Source organism: Mycobacterium sp. 141 (assembly GCF_000382405.1).
GTDB lineage: Bacteria > Actinomycetota > Actinomycetes > Mycobacteriales > Mycobacteriaceae > Mycobacterium.
In genome coordinates, this window is record NZ_KB908270.1 from 62,304 (window position 1) to 82,074 (window position 19,771).

The window sequence follows — 19,771 nt, forward strand, 5'->3', positions numbered from 1 at the left end:
CTGATTTCGCCCGATGTCGGTGCGGTGGCCTATCTTGGACCGTCTGGCGAAACACATGGGGGAGAGATCACGTTGGAGGACAACGCGGCGCTGTCGGCCGCCGAGTTGCTCGAACTCAACCGTGATGTTCAGGGCTCGCGCGCGGTCCGGCTGTTGGCCACCCTCAATCTCGGCGTGTACGCGACGTTGATGGAGCGCCACCTCTCCGGTGGCACGATGGCCGAGACCGACCTGGTGGTACGCCTCGAGCGTGACCTGGCCGAACTCGGCGAATCTGAGCAGTCCGGGCTGGCCCTCATCAAGAGCTGGGCCAGTCAGGGCTGGCTGCACCGGGTGACCGAGACCCGAACCGGCCACGAGCGCAATGTCTGCTATCTGACTCAAGACGCGCGCCGGGCGCTTGACTTCGTCCGGGGTGTGCGCCGCAACGACACCATTGCAACCGGCGGGTCGATCAACGGGATCGCGTCGCGGCTCAAGCAGGTCGCAGTGCGCGTCGGCAACGATCCCGACCGGATCAGGGCCGGCATCGAGGCGGAGATCGCGGCCCTGCACGCCGAGCTCGACGAGCTCGACACCGGGCTGCGGCCGGATCCCGATGTCACTGCCATGTACGACGAGGCGCGTGCCATCGCGATGCAGATGGAACGGCTGATCACCGACATCGGCTTGTACGGCAGCATGATCGAGCAGGCCACCGCCGAGCTCGACGATCCGATCGGCAGCAACGCCGACTATCGGGACCGGCAACGCCAGATGTACGCCGACTACCAGGCAGCCTGGGATTCGGCGGGGCGGGACTCGCATCGGGCCTTCCTGCGGATGATCAACGATCCGCAGCAGCGCGCGGAGTTGGAGGCCGATATCTCCACCGTCGCGGCCACCTTGCCCGAGCTCGACCCGGCGTTGCGCAAGGTGATGGCCGGGTTCTTCGAGTTGGTGGGGCATCAGATCGACGAGGTGGAACGCATCCAGCAGCGCTGCGCCCAGCGGGTCAAGCGATTCACCGCGTTCGGCACGCTGGAGCAGAGCCGCGGAGTGGCCCGCCAGCTCAACGAGGCGATCGGTGCCGCCCGCGCGTTGCTGAAGGTGTCGCTGACCGATTCGCGCCTGGACCTTGACGTGCCACTGGCCCGTCACACCATCAGTTCGATTGGCGCCCTGAGCTTTCGGATCAACGATCTGTCCGCGCCCAAACCCGCACAGATCGCCGGAGGGGAGCTGGATCTGTCAACTTTCGTCGCGCTGAGCACTCAGGTCGACGCACCGGCCATGTCGGAGATGATCAACACCGCGCTGCGGCAGGCCCCGGTGTCGCTACCGGATGCGGTGAGCATGCTGGACTCGGCCTATCTGGGCCACGTCATCGTGCTGTGGTCGTGGGCACTCAAGCAACCGCGGTCGGCCGGCGCCACGGGAACGTCAACCGCGTCGAGCACCGTGAGATTCCAATCCCTGGACGGGCGCGACCGCGAGATGGAGGTTCCGCACCTGATGTTCACCGAACCGATTCTGGAGCTGACATGACCGACGCACCCATCGATTTCGCGTCACTGCCAGAGGTCGACCGCAACGGCCGATCCCCGCAGCAGCGTCGGCCCCGCTTCGACGGCGATGTCAGCACCATGCCCGACCGCGCCTGCTGGGCCCTGCAGAACTTGTTGACGCGGCGCTACATCAGCAACGAATCCGACACCGACGTGTACAGCTGGGTCAAGGAGTACCGTGCAGACCTCGCGGTCCGGCTCTCGGAACTCGACCTGCAGCTGCGCATCGTCGACGACATCGGGATCGCCTTCATCGAGCAGGCCCGGTACGAATCCACCAAGGGCGTCAAGCTGTTACGACGTGAACCGCTGGGCACCTATGATTCGATTCTGGCGCTGCACCTGGCACAGATGATGCGTGCCGGCGGCGACCAGAGCTTCCTGATCACCCGCGACGAGGTCCACGGCCTGTTCTCGGGGGTGCTCAACGACACCGACCGGGATACCGTCACGTTCACCGCGCGTATCGACGCGGCCATCGCCCGGCTGGGAGGCCTGGACATTCTGCGCAAGACGCGCGACGACGAGGACAGCTACACCGTCAGCCCGGTCATCAGCGCCATCATGACGGCCTCGGTGATCACCGAACTGCAGCAGCAGTTCGAAGCTCTGTTGAACGGGGGTACCGACGATGCCATCCGCGACTGAGCAGTTCCACCTGTCCCGGCTGCAGATCATCAACTGGGGCGTGTTCGACGGGTATCACTCGATCCCGTTCAGCCCTGGTGGTTCGTTGATCGCAGGCGCCTCCGGAAGTGGCAAATCCTCACTGCTGGACGCGATTTCACTAGGCTTCCTGCCGTTCAACCGGCGCAATTTCAACGCCTCGGGGGACAACACCGCGGCGGGGTCCAGCGCCGGTCGGCGCACCGTCGACAAGTACGTGCGCGGCGCGTGGGGCCAGCGCAGCGACGGCGGGGCCAGTCAGGTGATGTACCTGCGCGGCGACGGAACCACCTGGTCGGCCGTCGCGGTCAGTTACACCAGCAACACCGGGCGCACGATCACCGGCCTGGTGCTCAAGTGGCTGACCGGGGAGTCCCGGTCGGACTCATCGAGCCGCTACGTCCTCGGCGACGGTGACCTCGACATCGAGGAGGTCTGCAACCGCTGGGCCGCAGGACGTTTCGACACCGGCGTGTTCAAGGACATCCGGGGCGAGCGAAGCGACGGGAAATATAACGGCTGGCGATTCACCACCAAGGTGGAATCGCAGTACCTGGCCCAGCTCTACGCCGCCATCGGAATTCGGGCGTCAGACGCTGCGCAGCAGCTGCTCGGCAAGGCCAAGTCGCTGAAAAGCGTTGGCGGACTGGAACAGTTCGTGCGTGAATTCATGCTCGACGAGCCGGACAGCCTGGCCCGGTTGCCTGAGGCGCTCAAGCAGATCGACCCGCTGGTGGAGGCCCGCGAGCTGCTGGCCGTCGCGCAGCGCAAGCGTAAGATCCTCGGCGATATCGAGGCCATCCAGGTGCGCTACGCATCGGAATCCTCGGATCTGGGCATCATCGATCTGGTGGACCAGCCGATGGTGCGGGCCTACACCGACCATGTCCGGCTCAAGCAATGCCCCGCCCAGATCGAAACCCTCGACGCGAACGTCGCGCAGCTCGACAACGAGCATGCCGATCTGACTCGCCAGCTCAATCTGGCCAAAGCTGAAGGGGATTCGCTCAACGCGCAGATCAGCGGAGCCAGCACCAATGTCGGCCCGCTGCAGGCGCAGGTGACTGCGGCCGAGGCGCAGGCCGAGGAGGTTTCGCGACGCCGCGCGGCGTACGAGGACCTGGTGACTGCCCAGGGAATCGAGCCTCCCGAGTCGGCCGACGAGTTCTGGAATCTGCGTGAGGAGCTGACCCGGCAGGCCACCGAGATGCTCGGCAAGCTGGAATGGGGACGCGACGCGTCGACCGACGCCGAGTACGCCCAGAAGTCGGCCCGCATCGTGCGCGACAACGCCGCCAAGGAACTCAAGCGCGTCGAGCACGTCGGTTCGGCGGTGCCCGAGTCCGCCGTTGCCATGCGTGAAAACATCTGCACCGCAGTCGGTATCGACCCGGGGGAGCTGCCCTACGTCGCCGAGCTGCTGGACCTGCGCCCCGAGGAGGCGCGCTGGCGGTTGGCAGTGGAGAAGGTGTTGCGACCGGTGGGCCTGCGCCTGCTGGTGCCGGATCAGCACTACGCCAAGGTGCTGCGGTTCGTCAACGAGACCAACATGCGCGGGCGGCTCGCACTGCATCACGTCCGCGTCACCGCCACGGGGCGGCAAGCCGAGCTGAACACCGGATCTGCTCGATCCGCCTCCGGCTTCTCGCAAACGCTGGCGGGCAAGCTGTTTGTCGTCGACCCGGCCCATCCGTGCGCGCCTGAGGCAGCCGATGTGATCGCCGCTGCCGGTGACCACATCTGTGTCGACACCCCCGATGTGTTCGCGCGGTTCCGGCGCGCCGTCACCGACACGGGCCTGTACAAGGACTCCGACCGGTTGGCCATCAAGGACGACCGCCGCCCGATCAAACCGTCGGAGTACATCTACCAGGGCGACATCGCGGCCAAGCTCGACGCACTGACGGCCGAGCTGACCGAGGCCGAGGAAGCCTTCCGCCAGGCCCGCCATGCCGCGGATACCATTGCGGCACAACGGCAGCAGTGGCGCGATCAGGCGGTGGCCTGCAAGGCCATCTACGAGCAGTTCCCGCAATGGAGCCAGATCGACACCGAGACCGCCGACGGGCACGCCGACCGGCTGCGCGAACAGTACGAGCTACTGCTGGCCGACCACCCGGACATCGAGGCGCTCAGCGCGCGGGCCGACGCGATCTGGAGCGACATCCAGACCCTGATGACCCGCCGCGGGGCGATCCAGACGCGTCGCGACGAATTGGACGGGCGTCGCACCCGCCTGCTGGAACTGCTGGACCGGCTCACGCCCGCCGCCGTGTCCGAGCCCATCAGCGAACTGCTGCACCGGTATGCCGCCGAGATCCCCGTGGAACTGGAACTGCTCAATCCCGAGCCACACCGTGAGGCACTGTTCAGCGCGATCCGCCGCGAACGCGACCAGCTGACCGAAAGCCGCAGGCGTTCATACGACGAACTGGCCCGTATCATCGCCACTTTCGATGCATCGTTCCCCGACGCGATTCCGAACGACTCGGATGACTTCGACGAGCGCGTGCATGATTACGTCGCGGTGTGCCGCCACATCGATGAACGCGAGCTGCCCGACGCCTACGAACGCATGATGCGGCTCATCACCGAGCAGGCCCCCGATGCGATCCTGACGCTGCACCGCGTGGCTGAGCAGGAGACCCGGCGGATCAGCGACCAGATCGCCCGGGTGAACACGGGGCTGGGCGCGGTCGAATTCAACCGCGGCACCCGGTTGACGCTGCGGGCCACTCCGCGCAGCTTGGCGGCGGTGTCGGAGCTGACCGACATCGTCAGGGCCATCTCGCGGCGCATCGCCGAGGTCGGCCTCGGCGACAAAAAGGCCATCCTCGATCAGTACGCAGACATCCTGCGGTTACGAAATCGATTGGCCAGCAACACTCCTGAGGATCGCGCCTGGACCCGCGACGCGCTCGACGTGCGCAACCGGTTCATGTTCGACTGCGCGGAGTGGGACGTTCGCACCGACGAGCTCATCCGTACGCACAGCAACGCTGGTGACAACTCCGGTGGTGAGCAGGAGAAGCTGATGGCGTTCTGCCTGGCCGGCGCGCTGAGCTTCAACCTGGCCAGCCCCGAAAGCGGGGACAACACACCGGTTTTCGCGCAGCTGATGCTGGACGAGGCGTTCTCGAAGTCCGACCCGCAGTTCGCCGCGCAGGCGCTCGAAGCGTTCCGCAAGTTCGGCTTCCAGCTGGTGATCGTGGCGACCGTGCAGAACGCCACCACCATCGAGCCCTACATCGACGGTGTGGTGATGGTGTCCAAGACTGAGGCGACCGGACGCAACGCACGTCCCGTCGCGACCGTGGCCACCAAGACCATCAGCGATTTCAGCGCCCTGCGGCGGGAACTGAAGGTGCCGGAACCCGTGTGATATTCCGCCAGCTTCAACGCGGTGCTGGCCTACCGCGACGTCACGCAAAAGATCGTCCACGACAACTGCCGGGGAAGACACCGGATCGCGAGAAGACGTTCGGCTGGCACTGGATCACCAACGGCGAAGGCAGCGAGTACTTCTACAAAGATGTCGTCGTGATGGAGCTGTTCCGCACCATTTCTCCCACGGGGGAAGCATTTCCGCGCTCACCGAAACCACCGAGCCGCTGTTCGAGCGGCACCCTTTCATGGTCAACCCGCACAACTCCACCAGCCGCGATCCGGTGCAGTGGGCCAACCCGGACGCATTCGATCCGTCGCGCTACCAGACCGCGCCCTGCTACGGCCGGACGCCGCCCAAGTGGCTTGTACCAACTTGGGATTCGGTTCGGTGAGCCCTGTGGTCTTCGCACTGTCCGTCGCCCGGAACTTGTCGGACCTGACTGCAATAATGGGGGCATGCCATCGGGCGCAACACCTTTCGACGCTGACGCGCTGAGCCCTGCGCAGCGGACCGAAGAGTTGTTCGATGAGGTGGCCGAACTGTGTGGGCAACGCAACGCCATCGACGGGCGGCTGGTGGAGATCGTCGCCGAGTTGGAGCGCGACGAATTGTGCGGCGCCACCGGCGCCCGATCGATCACAGCCTTGGTGGCCTGGAAGACCGGTGTCACACCACATAACGCCGAAACAATGGTGGCAGTCGCACGCCGCCTCGAGGAGTTCCCACTCTGCGCCGAAGGGATGCGCGAAGGCCGCTTGTCACTGGATCAGGTGGGGGTGATCGCCGAACGCGCCGCCGACGGTTCCGATGCGCATTATGCGGAGTTGGCGGCGGTGGCCACTGTCGCCCAGTTGCGTACGGCGGTCAAACTCGAACCCCGCCCCGCCCCTGATCCAGATCCCGAACCGGATCCCAAACGCGCGTTCCGCAAAGAGGTTCACGACGACTGCACGACCTACCGGATCACCCTGCCGCGCGACGAGGCAGCGACAGTCGATGCTGCGATGCAGTCGCATCACGACGCGTTGATCGCGCAGTGGAAGCGTGACCACGAGGATGATGACCAGGCATCGGAGCAGGCGCCGCCGTTCCCCGGCACCGTAGACGCATTGATGAGCCTGATCGAGGCCGGCTGGGACACTGACGTGGCGCGCCGCCCACATGGGCAGCACACCACGGTGGTGGTGCACGTCGACCTCGACCGAGACGGTGCGAAACCGGTCGCCTCACTGCACCTCGGGCCGGTGTTGTCCGATGAGGAACGCCGCTTCCTGTCCTGTGATGCCAGCTGTGAGGTGTGGTTCCAACGCCACGGGCGGGTGATCGGCGCGGGCCGCACCACCCGCACGGTCAACCGCCGGTTGCGCCGAGCCTTGGAGCATCGCGACCGCTGCTGCGCAGTACCCGGCTGCGACGCCACCCGCGGGCTGCATGCCCATCACTTGCGGCACTGGGAGGACGGCGGCCCCACCGAACTGGACAATCTGGTGTTGCTCTGCCCGTACCACCACCGACTGCACCACAAGGGTGGCATCACGGTCACCGGCCCCGCTGACCGGCTCGTCGTCACCGATAGCGCGGGAAAACGACTCAGTGGAGGATCACTGGCCCGGCCACCAACCACACCCCTCCAAAGGTACCGCCTTACCGCGGGCCCACCGGCGAGCGCGCCGACTGGTGGTGGTACACACCCTTCCAACCCCAACCACCCCCACCGTCGACGAAGTAGCTAGAGCCGCCGAGCTGGGTTGGCTGACGATGGCCACCAAACGAATTCGCGCCTGACTCAGGTCTGTCGATTCGGTGGTACGAACCAAGTGAGGCTGACCGTGCACGCCAAAAGCACGCGGCGAAGGCCCGACCTGACGGCGCGCGGCGCTCCCCGGCAAAGCCGAACCGTTCCCGATGTGCACGGTCGGGTTCGGGTACGACCTGGACCCGGCGTCGAGGATCTGCTGGTGGCCGACCGCGAGCGGCCGACTCCGCGATCTACGTGCTATGTGCCGAAATCCAGTCTCGCGTAGGAACTTCCATCAGGCGACAGGCGTTAGGCCGGTTTGACGCCGACGGTGATCAGGTCTGACACGGGCGTCCAGCTCGGCCTGCGCACCCGGTGCTGGTCGGCGACGGTGAACCCGGCACCCGCGAACAAGGCCAGCAATTCCGATTCAGACGGGTTGTGCGCGGGGCTCCACACCGCCGCGGATAGCGCCTGCAACAGCGGAATCGGTTGGCGCGGACTGACAGTCGTCACCGCGACGATGCCGCCCGGGGCGAGGACGCGGTGGAACTCGGCCAGCGCGGCGGGCTGGTCGAAGAAGTGGAACGCCGTCGTGGTCACCACGGCGTCGAGGAATCCGTCCTCGAACGGTAGTTCCTCGGCGGGAGCCGACATCCACCGCACCTGGTCGGAGCGGTTGCGGGCTTGGGCCAGCATGCCTTCGGACATGTCGATGCCATAGACCTCGTCGGGCCGCAGCTCACGCTGGATGCGGTCGGCCAGGATCCCGGTGCCGCATGCGACATCGGCGATCCGCGTAGGCGAGGAGTACGAATGACCGTCAGCGGACGCGTGCTACTGCAGTTGGGCGATCACCTCGTCCTGGGCGGGTCGGTAGATCCAACGTTGCACGCACTGTTGGTCGTAGGCGGGAGCAGCGAAGCTCCAGAACCGGGTGACCATGTCGTTGAATCCGCGGCGCTGGGTGGTTGTCACCGGTCCGAGTGTAGGCGCGCAATCACGGCGGGCTCATCGCCGAACGGATGACCTCGAAATCATGCTGATCGATCTCGAACACGCCGAACCGGAACCGATACCCCCAGCGCTTCTTGTCTTCCACGAAGTCGAGATCCTCGATCAGCGGCCGGATCGGGGCTTCCTCACAGGCCTGGAAATCCATCGATCGCCGCCATGGGCGAAAGTCCGGGGCCACCTCGGCTTGGTACGGTACGTCGTCGCTGACCTGGCCGAGTGCGGTGAACGCCTGCAGCGGTGGCCCGTCCGGGAATGTGGTCCTCGGTGAATAGAAGATGATCCAGTCCCCGCGCGCCATCTTGCGCAGCATGTGCGGCTTGCCGTGGTTGGCCTGGGTGAAACCGCCGGCCACCCCGCGTGCGACATGGTCACGGCTGACCGTGTTGATCCAGTACGTCATGACGGCACACTACGGCGGCCCACCGACATTTAGATCGGGCTCAGCGCAGCGTGTACGCGGTCATGGACAGCGATCCGAAGGTATAGCCGCTGATCAGTACCTCGGCGGAAGTGTTTGTGGCAGAGACCATCCCGGAGAAGTACAGGAATGGGATGAAGTGATCGGGGGTCGGGACGGCCAGCGGATAGTCCCGGTGGGCATCGAGGGTGAGGATCTCGGCGGGGGCGTCGAGCACCTGCTCGCGGGCGGCGTCGTCGAACCGCTGCGCCCAGTCGTATCCGTCGTCGGGACGCGTACCGTCTATGCCTGTCAGGTTGTGCACGATGTTGCCGCTGGCCAGCACCAGCACGCCGCGTTCGCGTAGCGGCGCCAACCTGGCTCCGAGTTCCAGGTGGTAGTCGGCCGGTTCGTTGGCGTTGATGGCCAACTGCACCACCGGGATCGAGGCGTCGGGGAACGCGTGCACGAGTACCGACCAGGTCCCGTGGTCGATGCCCCAGCTGTCCACGTCGGCGCCCACCCAGGTCGGGTGCACCGTATCGCTGATCTCCTCAGCGAGCTCGGGCAGGCCGGGCGCCGGGTACCGCACGTCGAACAGCTCGCGCGGAAACCCGTAGAAATCGTGGATGGTGCGCGGCCGCGGCATCGCTGTGACCACGGTGGCGTTGATGTACCAGTGGGCACTGACCACCAGAATCGCCCGTGGCCGTGGCACCGACCGGCCGAAGTCACGCCATGCGGTGGTGTACTGGTTGGACTCGATGGCGTTCATCGGGCTGCCGTGCCCGATGAACGCCGCTGGCATCGCCGAAGTTGGCTCCATCGGACCAGGCTAGCGCCGGGGAGGTGCTCGGGCGGCGGCGGGAAATTCTGCACGGCAGGCGTGATCGAGTCACCCAGTAGCGGTTCCGATTACGATCGAGTTTTCGCACAGCTTTGGCGGGTGATCCACGTGCCATGGCGGCGGAATTTGACGCAGAATCACGCGTAGTCGACGGCGGGGATTGGTAAATGACATACGGCGGGTACGGGAGTGGACCGGTAGGCCCGTACGGCAACGATCCCTTCGCCGGACCAGGCGCAGGCTTTCCTCCACCGGGTTTTCCGGGTCCGCCCGGAGGCCCGCCGGGCTTTCCTCCAGGCCCTCCGCCCGGTTATCCGCCTTATCCCCCGGGCCCGCCCGGGTACGGACCTCCGCCGGGTCAGACCAACGCGCTGGCGACCCTGTCGATCGTTTTCGGGATCGTCTTCGCGCCCATCGGCGCGGTACTGGGCCATCTGGCCTTGTCCCAGATCAAGAAGACCGGCGAGAAGGGCCGCGAGCGTGCCCTGATCGGTCTGACAGTGTCCTACCTGGTGATCTTCGTGGCGATCATCGCGCTCGTGGTGTTGCTGGTGTCGCACAAGAACGACTCGTCGTCGACCACGACGACCACGGCGACCACCACAACCACGAAGACCACGATGTCGAAGACCCCCACCAAGCGGTCGACGCCGCGCACCACGGTGCCGGCGCCTCCGCCGGTACCGCAGACCGTCGCAGTGGAGGACCTGCGGGTCGGTGACTGTGTCCGCATCCAGGAATTCGGCACCGATCCCGACGCTCCGAACACGACGGCCATCACGATCACGCTCACCCCATGCGCGCCGGGACCCGACATCTATCACGTCGACCAGGTGAGCAAAGTGCAGGGAACATGCCCCGGGGACACCCTGTACAACACCGAGAAGACGACGTTCGTCTGTGTTTCCCAGTACCGCGGCTGACATGCGCTGCATTCAAGAGCGAGAGGTGCTGATGCATGGGTAAGAACGAACGCGCGAAGATCGGCATGGCTGATGACGAGATCACCGAATTCATCGAGCACAGCCGGACCGCGACCATGGCGACACTGCAAGCTGACGGCAGGCCGCACCTCGTCGCGATGTGGTACGCGGTGCTCGATGGCGAGATCTGGTTCGAGACCAAGGCCAAGTCGCAGAAGGCGGTGAACCTGCGCCGCGATCCGACCATCACGGTGATGATCGAGGACGGGCAGACCTACGACACCCTTCGTGGGGTATCCATCGACGGCCGTGCCGAGATCGTCGACGACCCGAAAACCCTACTGCGCGTGGGAATCAGCGTGTGGGAGCGGTACACCGGTCCCTACACCGAGGAGATGCGGCCGTTTGTCGACCAGATGATGAACAATCGCATCGCTGTGCGTGTGGTGCCGGTCCGGCTGCGCAGCTGGGATCACCGCAAGCTCGGCCTTCCGGCGATGCCGGTCGGCGGCAGCACCGCGCAGTACCTGGGTGAAGAGTCCGGTGTCTGACCCGTCGGGTGGGGTCGCGGCTTGAGCCGCGCGTTGGGCAGCGGCGGGGCTGGCAGCCGCGCGATGCGGCCGCGGTACCCAGCCACGTCGCCGAATCGGACATCATTGGCCTGCCATAGTTCACGATAGGCGGCGACGTCCTCGTGGCTGCGTCCGACGAAGTTCCACCACATCACCAATTCCTCGGGAAACGGGGTGCCGCCGAGCAGAATCAGCCGGGCCGGCCCTGCTCCGCGGTTGACCAGGTGAAGCTCCTGGTGGCCGGGGCGCTGGTAAGCGAGATCGGCTGCTGCCAGCGGTATTCCGGCCACCTCGACATCGCCTTCGTCGAGCAGCACCCCGTGTTCGAAGCTCGGGTCGACCTCCAGGCTCACGGTGGCGCCGGGGTCGACGTCGAGTTGGGCGCCGAGCAGTGGCGTGAAGGTGTGCACCTGCGACCGTGAGTCGGCCAGCTCACCGAGAAATACGCGCAGGGTCGCCCCGGCGATGTCGCGAGCTGCTGGTATGTAGTGGGCGAAATCGCGGGCGGTGTCGCGGTCGGAAGCAGGCAGGGCCACCCAGAGTTGCACGCCGTGCAGGATGGTTGTCGCCGAGGTGGACACCTCGGAGTGGCAGATGCCTGCTCCCGCCGTCATGAGGTTGAGTTCACCCGGGTGGATCATGGCGTGCACGCCGGCGCTGTCGCGGTGTTCGATCTCGCCTTGGAAAAGCCAACTGACGGTTTGCAATCCGGTGTGCGGATGCGGCGGAACATCCATGCCTGTGCCGTCACGGACATCGTGCGGTCCGTAGTGGTCGGCGAAGCACCAGGCGCCGATGAGCGACCGGTCTCGTTGCGGCAGCGTGCGCCGCACCAGCAGCGCCCGCGGCCCGCCGAGCGGTACCTCACGAGAGTGCAGAATTCCGGTGAATGCCGAAGCCGCGCAGGTGACTTCAGTGGGTGCGACGTCGGTGTTGCTCATAGCTGCCACCGTAGTGCGGAGACGAAGTTGATCGCCTGCTCGATGCGGTAGTCGCCACGCTCGAGCGCTCAAGCAAGTCGGGGACGGTGCCGACACTGCGCCTCGCGGCGAGTGGTCGCTCGAAGCGACGGTTTTGGTGTGGGGCCCGGGGCAATGCCCGGCACCGTCGCATGCATCAACAGCACGCCCCGGGCCCCTATTCCTCCCCCGTGTGGAACTGCTGCCCTCCCGCCGCCGTCCCCTCGAATTCGGCGGCGAGAGGGCAGGAGATCAGGCGGCTTCGGGGAAGACCAGCCGGGTCTTGCGGACGGGGTAGCCGTTCCGCTCGGCCAGCGAGCGCAGCTGCTTGAGCGCGAACGCACGGCCGCGGCCGCCTTCAGGAACCACGATCCCGGCCCAGAGCCCTTCGGCACGGGGCAGCTCGCAGGCCTCCCTGGCGCACATCCAGCGGCGTGGGCACTCGCGGCAGATCACCTTGGCCTCTTCGTCGGGCGTGGAGGTCCAGCGTTCCGGGTTGGCGGTGCAGACGCCGAGCGGGATTCCGTTGGCCATCAAAGCGGTCATTTCTATTGCTCCCCTCGTAAGAACTGTGCGGTGTCCCGCGGTGAGAGGAACGCTATAGCAATAACCGTAGCAATGCAACGCTTCTGGATAGATGAAACCGTTGCGGCGCTACGAGACTGTGACGGGCCGGAAGTTAAGAGTAAAACTACCTAGTTGTGATTACCTGCGCGGATAGTCTGGGCGGCAACCGAAGCAGTTTGAGCGCGCGCGATAGTGCCTGCGCCGCCATGTGCGACTAAGTCGTAGCGTTAGTTCAGTTTCACGAAAAACCCAAGCCAAGTCGTAGCGGTGCTGCAGTATGCGGTTAGAATCGACAGGTCCACGCAGCCATGACAGCCCGCCCTAGCGCTTCAGCTCATTCAGCTAAGGAACCCTCCGGAGATGACCGATGCGGAGTTCGATCTCGCTACCGGTGAGTTCGACGTCGGCTTGATTCGCGCCGGAGCGGCTGCCGCCGCGCGACGACGCGAACTCGACATCAGTCAGCGCAGCCTGGCTGCCGACGGTGTCATCAATGCCGGTGCGCTGATCGCCTTCGAGAAGGGTCGCAGCTGGCCCCGTGAGCGCACTCGGCTCAAGCTGGAAGAGGTGTTGCACTGGCCACCGGGCACCATCGCACGGCTGCGCCAGGGCGCACCGGTCCCGGTGCTCGAACCTGCGACACCGCCTCCATCCGCCGCGAGTGCGCCGGCCGAACCCCCCGCGGCTGCCCCGGCGAATGCCGAGGTGCCGCTGATCGCCCAAGCGGTGCTCACCGCCGCCAACACGCTTGGCTCGACCATGGACGCCATGCCGCCCGCCGGCGATCCCGCTTTCATTCCCCGGGTCACGGCGATCCTCGCCGACTTGCGTCAGCTTGAGGCGGTCGCGTCCCGGGCGGCCCGGATCAGCCAGGTCACCCCGGCGTTGATCAAGGCGCTCAGCGCTGTGCGGCACCAGATCGACGAGTTGACCACGCGGGCCGCAGCAGCACCGGGGGCCACGCTCGGCCAGCGGCTCTACGTCGCGCGCCGGCGTGCGAACCTCACGATCGAGGAGACCGCTCAGGCGGCAGGTGTCCCGGAGGACGTCATCACCCGCACCGAGGCCGAGCACCTGGTCGACGCGGCCGCGGTGCACGCGATCGAGGCACTGATCAGCGCCATGGCCTGATATCGCGAGCGCTCAGAAGCGCTCTCGATGCCGATCGTCCGAGGACGGGAAGTGGTCGGCGAGCGCCGCGGCGATTTCGAGGAACTTCTGGCGTACCGCCGGTGTCATCACCCGGGTGCCGTCGATCACGCCACCGGGACGCAGGTTGCCGTCGAACGGCACCTCGACGACGGTCTGGCCCTGTCCGGCGAACTGCGCGGCCAAGATGGATCGGGTCCGTTTGTCGGCGTGCCCGTCGGAGTCGTTGAGCACGACGACAGTGCGTTGCAACAGGCCGGTCATCCCTCGATTGGCCAGCCAGTCCAGCGTCTGCCCGGCTGCAGCGGCACCATCGACCCACGGGGAGGACACCACGATCAGGGCGTCCAGGTCTCGCAGCACCTCCTGGGTCACCGGGGAGTCCATCGTCGAGCTGCAGTCCACCACCGAGATGGAGAAGTGCCGGTCGAGCCGGGTTGTCGCCTCGCGGTAGATCGCGGCGTCGAGGACGCGACGCCGGGCGGGGGTGGCCTCACCGGCGAGGACGAACAGCCCCGCGGCGTTGTTGCCGACCCGGCTGCGCACGTCGGCGAAGGTGTCGAGGTGCTTGTCGGAGGCCAGTTCCCAGTACGAGCCCTGGGCTCGAGGGTCGACGCGGCTGCCCAGCTTGCCGAACGCGGTGTCGGCGTCGATGGCCACCACACGGTCGTCCTGGCGCAACTCGGCGAACACCGAGCCGATGCTTGCCGAGACGGTGGTCTTGCCGACGCCGCCCTTGCCCATGACACCGACCTTGTAGTGGCCGCGCAGGACACCCTTGATCTTGGTCTCCAGCTCGGCCTGGCGCGTGTCCACTGGGGACGGTCCGGGGTTGATCAGCCCGAAAGTCGCCTTGTAGACCAGCAGTCGCCAACCCCCGGCCGGCGGCTCGCGACGCGGCGGCACCAGGTCATTGACCCGGATCCGCTCGGCGTAGGACCCCGGAACCGTCTGCGGCGCCGGCTGGCCGCTGCCATCCGACGCGAACCCGCCCTCGGCAGGCCACGGCGACCCGGGCGCTGGCCCGAACGACTGAGGCGGTTGCGGCCCCGGCCCGATTGGTGTCGGCGGGGCCGAAGGGATGGGATGAGTGTGCATCGGCGGCGCCTGAGGTCGCTGCTGGTGCACCGGCCGGCCGGGCTGCTGTCCCCACTGGTTGCCGTCGAACCTGCTCGGTGCCGAGGGTCCCTGACGACCGTCGTGCGGCGGGGGTGTGGGAGGTTGGGGGTGCTGAGCCGGCTCGCGGAAGCTGATGCGCGGCTGCTCCGCTGGCTGGGGCGTCGGCCCGGTGTCCGGTTCGAAATCGGTGTCTTCCGACCCCGTCCGGCCAAGCTCTCCACGCAGGGTGTCGTCGGGGTCGGTCACGACGGAATCTCCTCAGGTAGTCACGCGACGGCTATCTCGACCGACCTAAAGTATCGACTACGGCACCACCTCACTGCACCCGTTGGTGATGGTCCCTGCGCTTCGCGGCCGCGGGACCGGGGCGACGGCCCGTCGTCGTCAATCCCGTACCCGCTGCCCAAGGCGTCGCAGGGCGACATGTTTGGGCCGAATTTGGTGCTCAGGCGGGCTCTTTGGCGCTGGTAACGTCTCGCGTCGAGGGGGATCTGCGCATGGGGTTGATGGGCGATATTGCCAAAACCGGTAAGGAACTGATCGAGCAGCGCGAGGGGATCCTCGGCGCCGGCCGGAACGTCATCGAAGACATGAAGGTCACCACGGGCACCGGTGCACCCGACAACGGCGACGCTTTCGGCGCGGGCGCCGAGCAGTTAGGCAAGGCCGGCGACACGCTGAAGTCGGCGTTTCCCGACGACTCGTGGACAAGTAGCGGATCCGTCGCCTACAGCGCACGCAACACTGAGCAGCTGAGCCGCGCCGCGGCGGTGATGGAGGCCGATCGCGCGGTCGCGGCCGTGCTCGTGCGCGAATCGGACCAGATCTCTACGACGCGACAGAACCTCGACGGCCAATCGGACTGGCTGGCCGACATGAGCCTGGTCACGGCCGCCATCGCCGGCATCCCGTATGTCGGCAAGGCTTCGCAGACCGCGACCGAGATCGCGATGGTGGCGAAGGCGCTCGGGGTGTCCACCGATCAGGTCCTGGCCATGTGGCAGAACGTCGACGCCAACGCCGCCGAGCTGCGGGACGCTGTCGCGAAGTATGCGGACATCGCGCGTGACGCCGAGCCCAGTACCGACCCCCGCGAGACAGACTGCGGCGCACCGGCCCCAGCGGAACAACCTGCGGCCACGCAACAGGCTGCGATGGATGCCACGTCAGCGACGGCGGGCACCGCGATCGGGTCAATCCTCGGTCCGCTCGGCGGCATCCTGGGCGGTATCACCCAGGCCGCATCTCAGGCGCTGCAGGCGGCGGTCGCGGCCGCCACGCAAACCGCCCAAGGCGCCACCCAGGCCGTCGGGCAGGCCCAGCCATCTTCAGCGGGTCTGGATGCACTGGCCGAGAAAGCCGATACGGCAGGCGACGACGAGAGGGAGAAGTCGGAGCAGGACGACAAGTCCGCGAAAGATGAGAAGCACCACGAGACCGCCGCGACGACAACTGCCGACAAGGCTGAAAAGGGTGCCAAGAACGGCATGTTCGACACCGGTGACGTCGTCACAGACGGTGCAGGCCCGACCGACAAAGGCGCAGCCAAGACGCTCCCGCCGGATCTGGCGTCGGGCGAATTCAGCGGTGGTGACGGCCGTGCGCGGGCCCGCGCCGAAAGTGGAGCCGGATGAGGCTCAGCTAAGTGTTCCGGCGGCAGTTAGATTGGGTGCAGCTATTCCCGGGTCTGCGACCGTGACCAGGACGTAGGAATCCGGGAAAAGAATCGAGGGGGAATTCATGTCGGGAGATTTGCGTGTCACCACCGCACACTTACGCGAGAAGGTGCGCACCGACTGCTTGGGTCACGTCGCGGAGCAAACCGGATGACGTCGGTGTACGGGGCCGATCCTGACGCGCCGCATTACGACGATGTCGTCGGGGTCGAGGTGACCATCGACGGCATGCTGGTGATCGCCGACAAATTGGGACTGGCAGATTTCCCGCCGTCACTCGGTATCCGGCTGAACATCCCGCAGGTGGATCTGCGTCAGATCGTCTGGGAGCAGGTTGAGCGGGACCTGACCGCGCAGGGAGTACTGGACGTATTCGGTAACCCGCACCCTGAAGTGGCTGCCATGCTCGACACCCTCAGCAGGGCGGATCGCACCTTGGAAGCGCGTTGGTGGCGCCGCAATCTCGGTGGCAAGATGATCCGATTCGCGGTGTGTCGTAAGGGGACTCGACACGTCGTGTGTGCGCGGGACAACGAGATGCTGGTGCTGCAGCGGGTAGCTCCCCAGGTCGGAATGGCCGGAATGGTGATGACGGTGCTCGGCACCGGTAACCCCGCCAACGTCGAACCGCTCACCGGCGTGGCCGACCAGCTGGCCAAATGCCGCACAGCAGACGATCTGATCGGCTACGGCATTCCACCCACCTCGGCGCGTGCCTATGCGGGCATCATCTCCGAACCCGAGAGCTGGGTCGAGATCGTCGCCTCCGAACGCCTTCCCGGTGGGACCAGCGCCCAATCCGATGTCGCGGCAGGCGTATTGGACTCGACCCCGGGCCGGATCGTCTCGATCCCCCGCAAGGTCAACGGTGAGCTGTACGGCAGCTTCCTGTCCGGTACGCAGGACAACCTGCAGCGTGCCCTGGACGGCCTGCTGGAGTTCCTGCCGTCAGGTGGCTGGTTCGACACGACCGCTTCGGATAGTTCCTATCTTCACTGAGAAAGGCCACCACGGTGGGTGAGTCTCCGCCATACGACCGGGACTACGAATACGACGATCACGATGAGGACGACGGTCAGGATATCCTTTCGCCGCTCGATTTCGCATACCCGGATCAGCAACCCGACGACGAGTCGGACCTTGATATGCCGATCTTCGGCGTCACCAACCCGCCGGGAACCGTAACGGTCACCGCTTACATGGACGGTCGCGTGCAGCAGATAGACCTGTCGCCCAAGGCCGTCAACATGACCGAATCCGAGCTCGTCGAGGAAATTCTCGTGATCGCCGACCTGGCCACGCAGGACGCACGCTCGGCCCAGTACTCGTTGATGCTCGAGGGAATGCGTGAACAGGGGCATGACGATTTCGCGACGCGTGACTTCCTGACCCGTGACCTGAACCTGCCGACGCCCGAACAATCTGACGCGGCCCGGGCCCAGATCTTCGCAACTCGTTACGGAGGAGAAAATGGCTGACCATCTCGCAGGCATGTTCGGTAGCGCTGTCGGGATGCTGGCCAGTTCTCCGGCCCGCGCCCTCGAGCTGTTCACCGAGATCACCAACTACGACGAATCGGCGTGTGACGCCTGGGTCGGGCGGATTCGCTGTGGTGACACCGACCGGGTGACGTTGTTCCGAGCGTGGTACTCCCGGTCGAACTTCGGCCAGCTCGCCGGTGCCGCCGAAATCTCGATGAACAGCCTGGGCGCGCGGATCCCGATCGGAGGTGCGTTCAGCAAGGACATCAGCTACCCGGTGAACTCGCCGTTGGCGATCACGATGGGCTTCGCCGTGCAGGAGGCGGCCGAGGGCAACTACGCCGATGCGATGGAGGCCATCGAAGCGGCGCCCGCTGCCGGCGCGGAGTACCTCGTGGCGTGGGTCAAGGCGGTCATTTACGCCGCTGCGCAGCGCTGGACGGACGTCATCGACGAGGTGCGCGGTGCCAGCGCCTGGCAGGACAAGTTCCTCGCCGCGGCGGCGGGTGTTGCGCACGGTGTCGCGGCGGCCAACCTCGGCTTGTTCACCGAGGCCGACCGCAGGCTCACCGAGGCCAACGACACCCCGGCCGGCCAGGCGTGCGCGCCTGCCATCGCCTGGTATCTGGCCATGGCGCGACGCAACGAGGGCAACGAGGAATCGACGCGGGTTCTGCTGGAATGGCTGCAAGCCAACTATCCGGAGCCGAAAGTAACTGCTGCCCTTAGAGATCCAACCTACCGACTGACGACGACGACGGCCGAGACGATCTCCTCGCGCAAGGATCCGTGGGATCCGAACAGCGTTGTGGCCGACACCTCCGGCCGGGAGAAGCTGCTTGCCGAAGCGCAGGACGAACTCGACCGCCAGATCGGGCTGAGTCGGGTCAAGGAACAGATCGAGGCCTACCGGGCCGCGACGCAGATGGCCAGGATCCGCGCCGCGCGGGGTATGAAGGTCGCCCAGACGTCCAAGCACATGATCTTCGCCGGGCCTCCTGGTACCGGTAAGACGACCATCGCGCGTGTGGTGGCCAACATCCTGGCCGGGCTCGGGGTGATCGCCGAACCGAAACTGATCGAGACGTCGCGTAAGGATTTCGTCGCGGAGTACGAGGGGCAATCGGCGGTCAAGACGGCCAAGACCATCGACCGGGCACTCGGCGGTGTGCTGTTCATCGACGAGGCTTACACGCTGGTGCAGGAGCGCGACGGCCGGGCCGATCCGTTCGGCACCGAGGCGTTGGACACGCTGCTGGCCCGGATGGAGAACGACCGGGACCGGCTTGTGGTCGTCATCGCCGGCTACAGCAACGACATCGACCGGCTCCTGGAGGCCAACGACGGTCTGCGATCGCGCTTCGCGACTCGTATCGAATTCGACTCCTACGCTCCTGAGGACATCGTCGAGATCGCGAAAGTCATTGCCGATACCAATGATTCGAGACTCGATGACATCGCGGCCAAGCGGGTGCACGATGCGGCCGCGTTGTTGAGCCAGCGCAGGCTCAACGGAAAGCCGGCCTTGGACATCGCGGGCAACGGGCGCTACGCGCGGCAGCTGGTCGAGGCCGGCGAGCAGAACCGGGACATGCGGCTGGCCCGCACCCTGGACTTCGACAGCCTGGGCGTGGAGCAGCTCAGCGAGATCAACGGCGAAGACATGGCATCGGCGATCTCATCTGTGCACAGCCGGCTGAGCATCGACGAATAGGCGAGAGCAGG

General features: G+C 66.1%; 15 protein-coding genes and 2 pseudogenes. 11 read left to right on the plus strand and 6 right to left on the minus strand.

The window, feature by feature from the left end:
* Window positions 1–72: 72 nt before the first annotated feature.
* The 4 genes and pseudogenes from H276_RS0118125 to H276_RS23260 all read left to right on the plus strand — a co-directional run bounded on the left by H276_RS0118125 (window position 73) and on the right by H276_RS23260 (window position 7,330).
* Window positions 73–1,527, plus strand: a complete 1,455-nt coding sequence (locus H276_RS0118125; RefSeq protein ID WP_019972704.1) for a DUF3375 family protein — start codon at window positions 73–75, stop codon at window positions 1,525–1,527.
* Complete coding sequence (locus H276_RS0118130) at window positions 1,524–2,195, plus strand: DUF4194 domain-containing protein (protein WP_019972705.1); 672 nt, start codon at window positions 1,524–1,526, stop codon at window positions 2,193–2,195. The genes H276_RS0118125 and H276_RS0118130 overlap by 4 nt, the downstream gene beginning before the upstream one ends.
* Window positions 2,179–5,595 (plus strand): ATP-binding protein, encoded by a 3,417-nt coding sequence (locus H276_RS0118135; RefSeq protein ID WP_019972706.1) that lies wholly within the window; start codon window positions 2,179–2,181, stop codon window positions 5,593–5,595. The genes H276_RS0118130 and H276_RS0118135 overlap by 17 nt, the downstream gene beginning before the upstream one ends.
* Before the next feature lie 461 nt (window positions 5,596–6,056).
* Window positions 6,057–7,330: pseudogene (locus H276_RS23260) on the plus strand (HNH endonuclease signature motif containing protein).
* 318 nt (window positions 7,331–7,648) lie between these two features.
* Here the strand turns inward: H276_RS23260 and H276_RS23265 are convergent.
* The 3 genes and pseudogenes from H276_RS23265 to ygiD all read right to left on the minus strand — a co-directional run bounded on the left by H276_RS23265 (window position 7,649) and on the right by ygiD (window position 9,561).
* Window positions 7,649–8,317: pseudogene (locus tag H276_RS23265) on the minus strand (class I SAM-dependent methyltransferase).
* A 22-nt stretch (window positions 8,318–8,339) separates the two neighbouring features.
* The gene (locus H276_RS0118155; RefSeq protein WP_019972710.1) at window positions 8,340–8,756 is read right to left on the minus strand and encodes an EVE domain-containing protein; all 417 of its coding nucleotides are present in this window, start codon (window positions 8,754–8,756) and stop codon (window positions 8,340–8,342) included.
* A 40-nt stretch (window positions 8,757–8,796) separates the two neighbouring features.
* A complete protein-coding gene (gene ygiD / locus H276_RS0118160; RefSeq protein WP_019972711.1) occupies window positions 8,797–9,561 on the minus strand; it encodes a 4,5-DOPA dioxygenase extradiol in 765 nt (254 codons plus the stop codon).
* A 206-nt stretch (window positions 9,562–9,767) separates the two neighbouring features.
* On the opposite strand from ygiD, the gene H276_RS0118165 reads away from it, so the two are divergent.
* Window positions 9,768–10,523 carry a DUF4190 domain-containing protein gene (locus tag H276_RS0118165; RefSeq protein ID WP_231376713.1) on the plus strand — a complete coding sequence of 252 codons (756 nt, stop codon included), beginning with the start codon at window positions 9,768–9,770 and terminating at the stop codon, window positions 10,521–10,523.
* A gap of 35 nt (window positions 10,524–10,558) precedes the next feature.
* A complete protein-coding gene (locus H276_RS0118170) occupies window positions 10,559–11,074 on the plus strand; it encodes a pyridoxamine 5'-phosphate oxidase family protein (RefSeq protein ID WP_019972713.1) in 516 nt (171 codons plus the stop codon).
* On the opposite strand, the gene H276_RS0118175 is transcribed toward H276_RS0118170, so the two are convergent.
* Together H276_RS0118175 and H276_RS0118180 are read right to left on the minus strand one after the other, a co-directional pair.
* The gene (locus H276_RS0118175; RefSeq protein WP_019972714.1) at window positions 10,996–12,036 is read right to left on the minus strand and encodes a pirin family protein; all 1,041 of its coding nucleotides are present in this window, start codon (window positions 12,034–12,036) and stop codon (window positions 10,996–10,998) included. The genes H276_RS0118170 and H276_RS0118175 overlap by 79 nt on opposite strands.
* A gap of 270 nt (window positions 12,037–12,306) precedes the next feature.
* Window positions 12,307–12,600 (minus strand): WhiB family transcriptional regulator, encoded by a 294-nt coding sequence (locus H276_RS0118180; protein WP_019972715.1) that lies wholly within the window; start codon window positions 12,598–12,600, stop codon window positions 12,307–12,309.
* 381 nt (window positions 12,601–12,981) lie between these two features.
* Between H276_RS0118180 and H276_RS0118185 the strand changes: the two genes are divergently transcribed.
* Window positions 12,982–13,752 (plus strand): hypothetical protein, encoded by a 771-nt coding sequence (locus tag H276_RS0118185; protein ID WP_019972716.1) that lies wholly within the window; start codon window positions 12,982–12,984, stop codon window positions 13,750–13,752.
* 12 nt (window positions 13,753–13,764) lie between these two features.
* On the opposite strand, the gene H276_RS0118190 is transcribed toward H276_RS0118185, so the two are convergent.
* Window positions 13,765–15,135 (minus strand): MinD/ParA family protein, encoded by a 1,371-nt coding sequence (locus tag H276_RS0118190; protein WP_019972717.1) that lies wholly within the window; start codon window positions 15,133–15,135, stop codon window positions 13,765–13,767.
* A 212-nt stretch (window positions 15,136–15,347) separates the two neighbouring features.
* Between H276_RS0118190 and H276_RS0118195 the strand changes: the two genes are divergently transcribed.
* From H276_RS0118195 to eccA, 4 genes are all read left to right on the plus strand, one after another.
* A complete protein-coding gene (locus H276_RS0118195; protein WP_155943160.1) occupies window positions 15,348–16,523 on the plus strand; it encodes an EspA/EspE family type VII secretion system effector in 1,176 nt (391 codons plus the stop codon).
* A gap of 192 nt (window positions 16,524–16,715) precedes the next feature.
* Window positions 16,716–17,564 carry an ESX secretion-associated protein EspG gene (locus H276_RS0118200; RefSeq protein WP_019972719.1) on the plus strand — a complete coding sequence of 283 codons (849 nt, stop codon included), beginning with the start codon at window positions 16,716–16,718 and terminating at the stop codon, window positions 17,562–17,564.
* A gap of 14 nt (window positions 17,565–17,578) precedes the next feature.
* A complete protein-coding gene (locus H276_RS0118205; RefSeq protein WP_019972720.1) occupies window positions 17,579–18,043 on the plus strand; it encodes a hypothetical protein in 465 nt (154 codons plus the stop codon).
* On the plus strand, window positions 18,036–19,760 hold the full coding sequence (gene eccA / locus H276_RS0118210; protein WP_019972721.1) for a type VII secretion AAA-ATPase EccA: 1,725 nt from the start codon (window positions 18,036–18,038) through the stop codon (window positions 19,758–19,760). The genes H276_RS0118205 and eccA overlap by 8 nt, the downstream gene beginning before the upstream one ends.
* Window positions 19,761–19,771: the final 11 nt, after the last annotated feature.